The sequence below is a fragment of the uncultured Pseudoalteromonas sp. genome (assembly GCF_963922945.1).
In the GTDB taxonomy this organism is placed as follows: domain Bacteria; phylum Pseudomonadota; class Gammaproteobacteria; order Enterobacterales; family Alteromonadaceae; genus Pseudoalteromonas.
Genome location: NZ_CAWUKC010000002.1, coordinates 100,402 through 111,903 on the forward strand (window position 1 = coordinate 100,402; position 11,502 = coordinate 111,903).

The 11,502-nt window shown below is 40.5% G+C and carries 11 protein-coding genes; 3 read left to right on the forward strand and 8 right to left on the reverse strand.

Annotated elements, in window-relative coordinates; all coding sequences use genetic code 11:
• Positions 1-70: 70 nt before the first annotated feature.
• The 3 genes from AABI99_RS00980 to pmbA form a co-directional block, all read right to left on the reverse strand.
• Positions 71-2,146, reverse strand: coding sequence for a M13-type metalloendopeptidase (locus tag AABI99_RS00980; protein WP_338362700.1), 2,076 nt, complete (start codon positions 2,144-2,146; stop codon positions 71-73).
• Positions 2,147-2,396: 250 nt separating this feature from the next.
• Positions 2,397-2,879: a DUF721 domain-containing protein gene (locus AABI99_RS00985; protein ID WP_338362701.1), complete on the reverse strand. Its 483-nt coding sequence runs from the start codon at positions 2,877-2,879 to the stop codon at positions 2,397-2,399.
• A 71-nt stretch (positions 2,880-2,950) separates the two neighbouring features.
• Positions 2,951-4,300 (reverse strand): metalloprotease PmbA, encoded by a 1,350-nt coding sequence (gene pmbA, locus AABI99_RS00990; protein WP_338362702.1) that lies wholly within the window; start codon positions 4,298-4,300, stop codon positions 2,951-2,953.
• A 144-nt stretch (positions 4,301-4,444) separates the two neighbouring features.
• On the opposite strand from pmbA, the gene yjgA reads away from it, so the two are divergent.
• Positions 4,445-4,978, forward strand: coding sequence for a ribosome biogenesis factor YjgA (gene yjgA / locus AABI99_RS00995; protein WP_338362703.1), 534 nt, complete (start codon positions 4,445-4,447; stop codon positions 4,976-4,978).
• Between the two features lie 111 nt (positions 4,979-5,089).
• Positions 5,090-6,463 (forward strand): oxygen-independent coproporphyrinogen III oxidase, encoded by a 1,374-nt coding sequence (hemN, locus tag AABI99_RS01000; protein ID WP_338362704.1) that lies wholly within the window; start codon positions 5,090-5,092, stop codon positions 6,461-6,463.
• 105 nt (positions 6,464-6,568) lie between these two features.
• Here the strand turns inward: hemN and AABI99_RS01005 are convergent, their stop codons facing one another.
• The 3 genes from AABI99_RS01005 to AABI99_RS01015 form a co-directional block, all read right to left on the reverse strand.
• On the reverse strand, positions 6,569-7,084 hold the full coding sequence (locus tag AABI99_RS01005) for a DUF2489 domain-containing protein (protein WP_338362705.1): 516 nt from the start codon (positions 7,082-7,084) through the stop codon (positions 6,569-6,571).
• A 12-nt stretch (positions 7,085-7,096) separates the two neighbouring features.
• On the reverse strand, positions 7,097-7,690 hold the full coding sequence (gene yihI / locus AABI99_RS01010) for a Der GTPase-activating protein YihI (protein WP_338362706.1): 594 nt from the start codon (positions 7,688-7,690) through the stop codon (positions 7,097-7,099).
• A 740-nt stretch (positions 7,691-8,430) separates the two neighbouring features.
• Entirely contained in the window at positions 8,431-9,063 is a 633-nt protein-coding gene (locus tag AABI99_RS01015) for a c-type cytochrome (protein ID WP_338362707.1), read from the reverse strand.
• A 280-nt stretch (positions 9,064-9,343) separates the two neighbouring features.
• On the opposite strand from AABI99_RS01015, the gene yihA reads away from it, so the two are divergent.
• Entirely contained in the window at positions 9,344-10,003 is a 660-nt protein-coding gene (gene yihA / locus AABI99_RS01020) for a ribosome biogenesis GTP-binding protein YihA/YsxC (RefSeq protein ID WP_338362708.1), read from the forward strand.
• Positions 10,004-10,013: 10 nt separating this feature from the next.
• Here yihA and AABI99_RS01025 read toward each other — a convergent pair whose 3' ends face one another.
• Complete coding sequence (locus tag AABI99_RS01025; protein WP_338362709.1) at positions 10,014-10,532, reverse strand: DUF1285 domain-containing protein; 519 nt, start codon at positions 10,530-10,532, stop codon at positions 10,014-10,016.
• Positions 10,529-11,116 (reverse strand): YceI family protein, encoded by a 588-nt coding sequence (locus AABI99_RS01030; RefSeq protein ID WP_338362710.1) that lies wholly within the window; start codon positions 11,114-11,116, stop codon positions 10,529-10,531. The genes AABI99_RS01025 and AABI99_RS01030 overlap by 4 nt, the downstream gene beginning before the upstream one ends.
• Positions 11,117-11,502 lie beyond the last annotated feature (386 nt).

Consider the following 11,502-nt stretch of genomic DNA (forward strand, 5'->3'; position numbering starts at 1 on the left):
AAGCTAAACACTTGCTGGTTTTTTATTAACTAACCTAAATTTTGGTTAAGCTAACTAAAATAAATATCAATTACCAAATTTTTACACGATCTTCTGGTTTGATATACATTTTGTCGCCTTCTTTTACGTCAAACGCGTCGTAAAACTCTGGCATATTCGACAAAATACCGATCACACGGTAGTGGCTTGGTGAATGTGGGTCTGTCATTAAGCGGTTACGTAATTCTTCATCTCGGTACTTACGACGCCAAATTTGTGACCACCCCATGAAGAAACGCTGATCGCCAGTGTAACCGTCAATTACAGGCGCTTTGTTATCGCCTAGCGATAATTGATACGCTTTATAAGCCACCGTTAAACCACCTAGGTCGCCAATGTTTTCGCCAAGCGTAAGCTCGCCGTTTACACCTGCATCTTCAAACGGTTTATATTCATTGTATTGCGCCACTAACGCGCCGGTACGCTCTTCAAACTGTTTAAGGTCAGACTCACTCCACCAGTTACGTAAGTTACCGTCACCGTCGTATTTAGCACCTTGGTCGTCAAAACCATGGCCTAGCTCATGCCCAATTACTGCGCCAATTGCACCGTAGTTTACAGCGTCATCGGCGTCTAAATTAAAAAACGGTGGCTGTAAAATAGCAGCTGGGAATACAATTTCGTTATTTACTGGGTTGTAGTAGGCATTAACGGTTTGTGGCGTCATGTGCCATTCTGAACGATCGACTGGTTTGCCTAATTTAGCAATCATATCGCTGTAAGCCCACTGGCTGTAACGTATGTAGTTACCCACTAATTCATCAGGGCTAATTGTAAGCTCAGAGTAGTCTTTCCATTTATCTGGGTAACCAATTTTAGGGGTAAATTTGTTTAGCTTTTCTTGGGCTGCCAGCTTGGTTTCTGGGCTCATCCACTCAAGGTTTTCAATAGCAACGCCGTAACCTTTAATAACGTTATCTACCAATTCTTCCATACGCGCTTTTGCTTCAGGCGGGAAGTTATCTTTAACGTATACTTTACCTAAAATTTCACCCAGTACGCTGTTAGACGCATCAACCGCTTTTTTCCAAAGTGGCGCTTGCTCTTTTACGCCGCGCAAAGTGGTGCTGTAAAAATCAAATTTAAGATCAACCAAGTCAGTGCTAAGTAACTGTGCATAACCACTTACAAAATGAAATTTTAAGTAGTTTTTCCACGTTGCTAAATCGGTTTCTTTGTACACATCAGCAAACCCTTCTAAGTAGCTTGGCTGACGTACAATAATCTCTGCGGTATCTACTCCTGCGCTTTTGAAAAACGCAGCTAAATCAAAATCACCGGTAAGCTTATTTGCTTCCGCTACGCTCATTTTATTATATGATTTAGTAGCATCACGGCTTTGTACACGGCTCCACTGAGCATTCGCTAGAGCGCTTTCAAATGCGATTACATTTTTAGCGGCATCGGCGGCATTTTCAACGCCTGATTTAGCTAAAATGTTGGTTATGTACTGCTCGTAAGATGCGCGAATTTTAGTAAATTTTTCATCATCTTTTAAGTAATAGTCACGATCAGGTAAGCCAAGCCCAGATTGCGATAAGTAAAGTGCGTATTCACTTGAATTTTTAGCATCGTTATTTACAAACCAGCCAAATGGTAAGCTAGCACCTTGCTGCTGAATTTTAGCCATTAAAGGCGCAAGATCAGCTTTTGAATCTAGACTATCAATGGTATTAAGTGAAGGTTGTAAAGGTGTAATGCCTAACTCATCACGTGTGTCTTTATCCATGTAGCTTTTATAAAACGCGCCAATTTTGTACTCGTCGCTGCCTTTTTTAGCACTGCTATTATTAGCTGCGTTTTCAAGCGCTGTTTTCATTGCTTTTTGTGATTCATCATACAGCTGTGTAAACGAACCATAGTTAGACTTATCACCAGGGATTTCTGTTTTTTCAAGCCACCGGCCATTTACGTGATAATAAAAGTCATCTTGCGCACGTACCGACTTATCCATATTGGCAAGCTCTACACCTAGCTCAAGTGTTTTTTCTGCAGGTGCTGTTACAGCAACAGTATCGGCCGCTTGCGTTTCTTGTTGTTTTTCACCGCAACCTACTAGGCCCAGTGCAAGTGCGATACTTGCAGCGGTTATAGTTACTTTTTTCATAGTTATTCCGTTTGTTAGTAAAGAATAAAATATCTATTTCATTAAACAATTGCACCGCAGAGAAAAATAAAATGGGCGCTGTGATACTTTCATTTAATGAAATTAATATTTAGGCGGTTAAAACAACACGCCGAATTTGTATGATAAACCCCATTAAAGAAACATTAAAATAGAATATGTAACAAAGTATTTTGTATGAGACGAGACAACAAAATAGCCCTATCAACGACAGTGATTACGCTAAAAGGAGCTATTTTTTACCATGGCGAGCAAGGCGCTCTAGCTTTTCTTTTAATGAAGGAGGCGCAGAGGCTGCAATGGCATTAAGGTAATCTGACGTTTGCTGGCTCATTTTTCTTGAATTGCTAGGTACTTTACCTGCGGGGCTGGGTTTATCTGTTGTAGGGCTTAAGCGCGCTGTTGCTTGAGGGTTAGCAACAATTTTAATTTGTCCAAGCTCTGCCATGCCTGCCGCTCTAAAGTGCGACTGCATATCCATTTTTAAATAATTAAGTTTAAGGGCAATTGCTGCCGATACAGCTTCAATCATCAGCGTGCCATCACGGTAATTACTCACACGGCATTTTTCACCGAGCTTTGGACCTACAAATTCTTTGAGCAGTGCTTGCTGCTTTTCAAGTGCGTGGCTTTTACCTGCATAGGCCGAGAGCCGGTTATTTAAGCCTGCCATAATGTCGGTTAAGGGTTTTGGTGCGTATCTATCTTTAGCCATTTAACACCTCATAAAGTTAAATAAAGCATTTAAGCCAAACATTTAAATGCTTAGCTTAAATGAGCGCTTTATTATGCGCCTGCTATTTGCATTTGCTCTATAAGTACTGAACCAGTTTGAATACCACCTCTGCGCTCAATATCACCACCAATTGCACTAATACCTTTGAACATGTCTTTTAAGTTTCCGGCAATGGTAATTTCACTAACAGGATACTGAATTTCGCCGTTCTCTACCCAAAAACCAGCCGCCCCACGCGAGTAGTCACCGGTCACTGTATTCACCCCTTGGCCCATAAGCTCAGTTACTAACAAGCCCGTACCCATGGTTTTTAATAATGCGGTTAAATCGTGGTGCGTTTGCTCAACTAACCAGTTATGAATACCGCCCGCATGGCCTGTTGGCGCCATATTTAATTTACGCGCTGCATAACTTGCTAATAAATACGTTTGCAGCTCACCGCCTTGAATTATTTCACGGTCAATGGTTTTTACCCCTTCGCTATCAAAAGGTGACGACGCTAACCCTTTCAATATATGAGGACGCTCAGCAATATTAACACTGTTACTAAATACTTGGGTACCGAGGCTGTCGAGTAAAAAGCTCGATTTACGATAAAGCGCCCCGCCACCAATAGCCGACACCAAATGCCCAAACAATGAGTTGGCAATATCAGCTCTAAAAATAACAGGCACTTTCATAGTACCGAGCTTTTGGCTGTTTAATTTAGCCAGTGTTTCGGTGGCGGCTTCTAGGCCAACTGCTGCGGCATCGTTTAAACCAGCTTGGTCGCGGGCAACAGTGTACGCCGAGTCGCGCTGCATGTGCTCGCCTTCTTTGCCTATTACCATAGTACTAATGCTATGGCGCGTACGTGGAAAACCAGCAATTAAACCATGGCTATTACCGTATACACGTAAACCTTGGTGCGATGAAAAACTTGCACCATCTGAATTTACAATACGCTCATCAGCATTTAAGGCGGCTTGCTCGGCGGCATGGCACAGTTCAATCCCTTGCTCAGGGCTTACATCCCACGGGTGGTATAAATCGAGATCTTTAGGTGCAAACTCAAGTAATTCTTTATCGGCAATGCCATTAAAAGGGTCATCTGAGGTAAATTTAGCAATATCAATGGCTTTTTCGACTACAGTGCGTAGTGTTTTTGGGTTTAAGTCAGCGGTTGATGCTGAGCCTTTATTATTCCCAACGTATACGCTAATGCCTAAGCCACCATCTTGGTTAAACTCTATAGTTTCTACTTCACCCATGCGTGTACTTACCGACAAGCCCGATGTGCTCGACATGGCGGCTTCTGCAGCAGTAGCACCCAATTTTTTAGCATGCTCGAGCACTTCAGCTACGGCATCTTTCACTTGAGAGATTTGAGAGTAAATTGGATCGTGTTGTTGGCTTTTCATAAATTAAGTCCTGAGCCTTAAGGCAATATTGCACGCATTTCTTATCTTTAAATGCTAACACACTCACTGCACCACATCAGCTAATATTAATCACTAAAAGAATCACGTATAATGGCAAAAGTTATTTTTACTTAAGAGCACCCCATGGCGAAGAAAAAAAGCAAGCCTGCTGAAATTGAAGAAGAAATTATTTACGTATCAAAAAGTGAACTAAAGCGCGACGCGCAAGAGCTTCATCAGCTAGGTTCTGAGATTGCCAAAATGGGGAAAAAGCAACGAGAACGCTTACCGCTCAATGACGATCTAAAAGAAGCCATGGTAGTTGCCGATAAAATTAGCAATAAAAGCGATGCCTACCGCCGTCATTTAAATTACATTGCTAAAACGCTGCGCACTGTTGAAAATATTGAAGAAATTAAAGCAATTATTGATGTAATGCTTAATAAAAATAACCAAGCAGAGGTTATGATCAAAAAAATTGAACAATTACGTAGCGATTTGATTGAGCAAGGCGATGCGTTAATCAACGAAACGATTGAGCAATACCCTACCCTTGAGCGCCAAAAAATGCGCCAATTGGTTCGCAATGCCGCCAAAGAGCTTAAAGCCGAAAAACCGGGTAAAGGTTACAAAGAGCTGTTTCAATACCTAAAAGATGCCCACAACATAACGTATTGATAAAAAATACTCTTTTAATAGGTGCTTAGGCACCTTTTTTGTTGTAGATCAAAGCCCCTTCCTTAAAAGCTTTTTATACTCACCGCCTCATTAATATATAAGGTGCGCGTGATGATAAAGCTTCCAAAATGGGATCAAACTCTTATAAACAAATATAACGTGTCTGGGCCGCGTTATACCTCTTACCCAACCGCGTTATCTTTAAGCCAGGGGTATCAGCAGCAAGACCTAGTTAGCGCTATAAAATCATCATCATGTCGCTCACTTTCTTTGTATATTCACATCCCATTTTGTAGTGAACTTTGCTATTACTGCGGGTGCAACAAAATAATTACCCGCCATCAGTCTAAAGCTGACGTGTATTTAGACTATCTAGCAAAAGAGATTGCCGCGCACGCGCCACTATTTAAACATTACACCGTAGAGCAACTGCATTTAGGTGGTGGCACCCCCACCTTTTTAACCGAGCAGCAAATGACGCGCTTAATTAATTTGCTCGAGCAACATTTTAATTTTACCCGCGACACTGAGCGAGGGATTGAAATAGACCCGCGAACTCTTGCTAACAACATGCTTATACACTTACGGGTACTTGGTTTTAATCGCGTCTCTTTTGGTATTCAAGATTTTAATGATGAAGTGCAGCAAGCGGTTAACCGCACGCAACACGTAGACACAGTTAAAGCTCTAATCACACACTCTCGCGAGCTCGGCTTTAAATCAATAAACGCAGATATGATTTATGGACTACCAAAGCAAACGCCACAAAGTTTTGAAAAAACAATCACACAATTAATTGCCTTAAGCCCAGATAGGGTTTCTGTATTTAATTACGCGCATTTACCTGAGCGCTTTGCAGCACAACGTAAAATAAAAGAGGCTGATTTACCGAGTGCTCACGACAAGCTGACAATGTTTAAAAACACATTGGCACAAATGACATCTGCGGGATATCAGTTTATAGGTATGGATCATTTTGCTAAAGCAGATAATGAGCTTGCAATAGCACAAAATAAAGGGCAGTTGCATCGTAATTTTCAAGGCTACACTACCCATGGTAATTGCGATTTATTAGGCTTGGGGGTTTCGTCTATTTCACAAATCGGCACGGCTATTTTGCAAAACCAAAAAATACTTAAAAATTATTACCATGCAATTGAAACACAAACCGGCTGCGCAATACATAAAGGAATGCATCTTACGCACGATGATGAAATACGTGCTGAAGTTATAAAGTCACTCATTTGCCAGTTTGAATTGGATACACGGGCTTTTGCTAAAAAACACGCTATACACTTTGAGGAGTATTTTACAGATGCGCTGCGAGCATTAAAGCCTTTAATAGACGACGGCATGGTCAACATAGATGAGCAAATAATTCGCGTAACACCGCGCGGAAACCTATTTATTCGTATTATATGTATGTGCTTTGATGCTCACTTACAAAAGCAAATAAGTAACACTCGTTTTTCACGTGTCATTTAATGAGTAATATGCCAATTCGCTAGCATTTTATGTTGGAAAAACCTGTCGATAAGCAGGCATAAAAAAAGCAGACCTAAGTCTGCTTTTTTGTATTTGCTATAGCGTTTAATTAAACACAACGTTTTCGCTGCCCGGCGCAGCTTTAAACTCCACAATAATTTTTTCGCAATCGGCTTTAATTTCATCACTAAAGTTTTCTTCTGCTCGCCAACGTGCGGTATCTTGCTTAAAAATCTCTTTTTTAGAGTATTTTTTGCGTGCATCGTGTGTCGGCATTTCTTTAACGACTTCATACATTTTATAAATACCTGGGTACGTTTGAGTTAAATCTCGCTCATCTTCAAACGCGTATTGCGACATCAAAACCCAAATCCGTAAGCAGCCTTCAGAGTACTCACATTGCTTTTCAGCCATTGCACGAGCGATTAAATGAATGCTATCTGCAAGTTTAGCGTTACGCTTTAAGCGCGACTGCTTAAGCTTTTGCTGTTGCTCTGCTTGCTTTTGCGCAATTAACTTTTTTTGCGCATTCAGCTTATAAAGTAACTGGCCTGCATAAAATGCCAAGCCAGCAATAATAACAGCACCTACAAACAAGGCTACAATCACTGCAGTACTCATGTAACGTCCTTACTATTTTTCGTCTTCATCATCTAGCCACTCATTGGCTAAATCATCAGAGAGGTATTTATCAAAATCCGAGCTACCTTCGGTTTCAAAGTCGTCTTCAAACTCATCTTCAAACTCGTCTTCATCTTCAATACCAAGTAGCTTACACAGCACCTGATGACGCGCGATACGGCTATTAAAGTACTTAGCATCTTTCCCTGTCAGCATTTCACCTTGCTCGTGGCGCTCAACAAGCTTAAGTAAACGCTCATCGTTTTCCAGCGCTTCAAGCTCTTGCTCTGGCGTAAGCTCAGGCTCTTTGGCCTTTTTAAGCTCAACCGTTGGCTTTAAGTTGCGCTTCATTTCTACTTGCGGCTGCGCAGCAGGAGCCACCAAAGGTACGGCTTTTTTACTGCCTACACGCTTATCTTTTGGTGCTGAACTTGCTTTTTTAGTATCGCTATCTAATAACTCTGGCGCATTACGCGAACCAGGCTTTGCCCCTTTTGGCTTTTTAACTCGTTGCTCTTTTAACGCACGCATTTCTTTAAGCTTATCTTTGCTTAAACGAACGGGACCGTTTGAAGGTATTTTGCGTGATTTTTTCTTTCTACTCATATCTTGATCATCTCACTTAAGAGGTTTTGAGCGAGGCACATAACATGAGCATCGCAGTGCTGGCATAGCCAGAAGAATTCGATTTGCACATTAGAGCTTGGGTTGCTCATTGAATTAGTGCATTAGCTTTTTGCTAAACGGTGAGTATTGTAACAGGACAAATAAAAAGGCGGTAGAGAAAACATCTCTACCGCCTACTAATCCGAGCGCCATTATCTGGACACTTCTCCCTTCGACTTTTTTAGTCTTTATTATTTTTATTATTATCAGTCCGTATTGTTATTATTTTAACCTTCCTTGTTAGATTCCCTTTTGTTTTTATTATTTAACTTCCTTGAGATTTTATTATTTACGGTCATCCTGACACTTTCTTGTTATTTCCTTTAGTAGCACCCTCAGTGTGCTATTCAGTCGTGTCGCGCCATTTTCCTTTAGCATAATCCATGTTGTTATTGTTGTTTTGCGACAGTGGTTAATTTACTCATTAATATTTTTGTTACAACTAATTTATATAATTTTTCTTATTGGGAACGTAATTAAAAAGAGTAGTTTCTATATATTTCAATACATTACAGCTTAATAAAAAAATAAAATAAGTTATTTCTTACAAACAACCATGGCAAATGTCTTACAAACCAAAGGGTGATATCGTTAAATTTTGGGCACAAAAAAAGCAGCGCGAGCTGCTTTTTGATCATGTTATATAGTATTACACTATAAAACTCGAAATAAATACGACTTTAGTGTAAACCACCTAAATACTGAGAAAGTACTTCAATGTCTTTATCAGTTAATTTCTTTGCAATGTCTCGCATCATGCCGTTATGGTCGTTGTTACGTGTACCATCACGGAACTTTTCTAGCTGAGACTTAATGTACTCTGGGTGCTGAAAAGAAATTTTAGGAAACTTAGCAAGTGACGAACCATTACCTCGCGGACCATGACATGCAGCACATGCAGGAATACCACGTTCAGCATCACCTGCTTTATATAGCATTTGACCTACTTCAACCACGTCTTTAGGCGTTGCACCCTCAGTCATGTTCAATGAAGAAAAATAAGCAGATAAATCTTTCATATCTTGTTCGCTAAGTGGCATCGCCATCGCGCTCATAACAGGATCCATACGGCCTTCTTTACCACCTGAAGTCATACCTAATTTTAAATCCTGAAGTTGTTTTAGGAGATAATCTGGATGCTGACCTGCAAGTTTAGGGTAAATATTAACCGGTGCATTACCGTTTGGGCCGTGACAAGCCGCACACGTTGCTGATTTTTCTTTACCTGCGTTTACATCGCCATCAAATGCTGTTGCGTTGCTTGCTGACAACGCACCAAGCAATATTGTTAAAGATAGTGCTATTTTTTTCATGGTGAATTCTCTGTTTCCGACCCTGTATCATCTACAATATGGATGTTGTAATTCATGTATTCTACACGATAAAAAATTCTCTGGCACGTTTTCTACTCATATTAAGCTTATAATTTATGGGGTTTTGACTTAGATTAACCTTTAAGCAGCTTTAATTGTGCCAATTGTCGCGTTTTTAGGTGTTTAAATACGCTTTTTAATACCGTCTTTATAGTATAAAATACGCGCCCTGAGTATATTTAGCTCAATAAGATTCACTTTTACGTTTTTAGGAGAGCCTGTGCTCAAATCTCGTATCAAATATAACACAGCGTCTTTTGTTACAAGCGCGCCAGACATCACTAGATTACCTGCTGATACGGGAATTGAAGTCGCGTTTGCTGGTCGTTCTAACGCTGGTAAATCGAGTGCGCTCAATGCGCTAACCGATCAAAAACTTGCACGCACCAGTAAAACACCAGGCCGTACTCAGTTAATTAATACATTTGAATTAGCTGGTGTTGATGATATGCGCTTAATTGACTTACCTGGTTATGGCTTTGCTAAAGTACCGCTAGAAATGAAAAAAAAGTGGCAAAAGTCGTTAGGTGAATACCTTCAAAAACGTCAAAGCTTAAAAGGCATTGTGGTATTAATGGACATCCGCCACCCGTTAAAAGATTTAGACAAAGATTTAATTAACTGGGCTATAAGCAGCGACATCCCTGTATTAGCACTTTTAACTAAAGCAGATAAGCTCAAACAAGGGGCACGTAAAGCGCAAGTACTACAAGTTCGCCGCGAATTAAGTGAACTAGACGGTGATATTACTGTTCATGCATTTTCATCACTTAAAGGGACAGGTTTACCAGAAGTCGCTAAAAAGCTAGATGAATGGTACTTAGGGCCAATCGTGGCTGTTGCACCACAGCCAAGTGATGAAGATAACTCAGACGCTTAAAAATAAGCATCTACGAGAGATAAAACTTTTCACCTGCAGACTTTATAAAATAGCCACGCTCATCAGCGTTGGCTATTTCAGCCCACTGATAAAACACACTTCGTGATACCCGCGCACTGCAGCCATAAGGCAATTGCAAATAAGGCACCGCTACAGTTTTATAGTTTTGTATATAAAGTGGTTGTTCAGCACTGACTAACCATTGCCGTGCTAAATTGTCTACACAACACATAACCTGCCCCTGCGCTGTGTTCTCTATATGCCAGCTTACAATAACGAAAGGCGCATCTTGTGCTTCTATCGCTATTTTTTCTGTGGGTGTTTTTAAGTAAAACTGCTTACCTTCTTTGCATAAAACGCTGGCAAACAGCTTTACCATAGCGGGGCGAATGATTTCGCTGCCATCGTAAAACCATTGCCCTTGCTCGTTAATAATAATTGGCAGTTCGCCACACTGGGTAGGCTGCCAACTATCAAACGGTTTACTAGGCTCGCTTAATTGCTTACTAAGCGCCGTTAACGAGATCACTGTTTTTTAAGTGTCAGCGCAAAAGTAACCGGTACAGCTGTAGCAACTGCTGGTAAACCTGCTAATTGCTGTAGCTTTTTAACGCCTTCGGTCACGCCAAAGTCTTGGCTATTTACAATCACAGGCGTAAACGACGACACGCTCAAATCACCATTTTCTGCACTACTAACAAGTACATTTATTTTTAATGGTTTTTTATTACCATGAAAATCAAGCTGTGCATCAAGGTCTTTTAATACATGCTGGCCCGGCTTTTTAATAGCACTTAATTGCTTTTTCAAATCCGCAGTTAAAATTGCATGAGGGTATTTTGACGCTTCAAATACAAATTGAGTTAAACGTTCATTACGAATAGGGATCAGTGTTTCTGCAGAGGTTAAGTCGATATTTACGCTAAAAGCACCGCTGTCAGACAGTCTCCCTTCTAAGTTAGTAAAATGATGCGCCTCGGCAATGGCGTCCTTTTTTATAGAAACAAAACTTAATTGGCTTTTATCATTAACAAGCTGCCAATCAGCATGAGCGGCATTAGACAAAACAAGACTAGATAACGATAAACCTACAACGGCTAACGCTTTAAACATAACGCACTCCTTAAATTTAAATGAGAATAATAGCGCTTTCGATACTACCATTTGCAGTATAGGCATACCAACTGAAATAAATAAGAAAGAGACAAGGGATGAAAAAACGGCCTACTTAAAACAAGCAGGCCGGTATAGCAAACTGGGGAGAAGCTATCAATTTGTTGCACCTTTTCAGATGCATCATCAACAGGATGTCCTACAGGATGAGGACGCGCGCACTTTAGCAAAAGCACGCATAAAAATACAATGATATTCCATCAAAATAGTTCAAATTGACGAACATATAACTATTTAATACAAATAGTTGCTTAAATTAACCTGCTTTTAACTAGGGCGTGTTGATCTTTGCGGATTGAAATTTGTTCAATCTAGGGGCGATCAAA

Coding starts and splice junctions, on each gene's coding strand:
- yihI (WP_338362706.1), bottom strand. CDS start 7,690: ATGAGTAGAAAGAAAAAATCACGCAAAATACCTTCAAACGGTCCCGTT.
- hemN (WP_338362704.1), top strand. CDS start 5,090: ATGATAAAGCTTCCAAAATGGGATCAAACTCTTATAAACAAATATAAC.
- pmbA (WP_338362702.1), bottom strand. CDS start 4,300: ATGAAAAGCCAACAACACGATCCAATTTACTCTCAAATCTCTCAAGTG.
- AABI99_RS01005 (WP_338362705.1), bottom strand. CDS start 7,084: ATGAGTACTGCAGTGATTGTAGCCTTGTTTGTAGGTGCTGTTATTATT.
- AABI99_RS00980 (WP_338362700.1), bottom strand. CDS start 2,146: ATGAAAAAAGTAACTATAACCGCTGCAAGTATCGCACTTGCACTGGGC.
- AABI99_RS00985 (WP_338362701.1), bottom strand. CDS start 2,879: ATGGCTAAAGATAGATACGCACCAAAACCCTTAACCGACATTATGGCA.
- AABI99_RS01015 (WP_338362707.1), bottom strand. CDS start 9,063: ATGAAAAAAATAGCACTATCTTTAACAATATTGCTTGGTGCGTTGTCA.
- AABI99_RS01030 (WP_338362710.1), bottom strand. CDS start 11,116: ATGTTTAAAGCGTTAGCCGTTGTAGGTTTATCGTTATCTAGTCTTGTT.
- yjgA (WP_338362703.1), top strand. CDS start 4,445: ATGGCGAAGAAAAAAAGCAAGCCTGCTGAAATTGAAGAAGAAATTATT.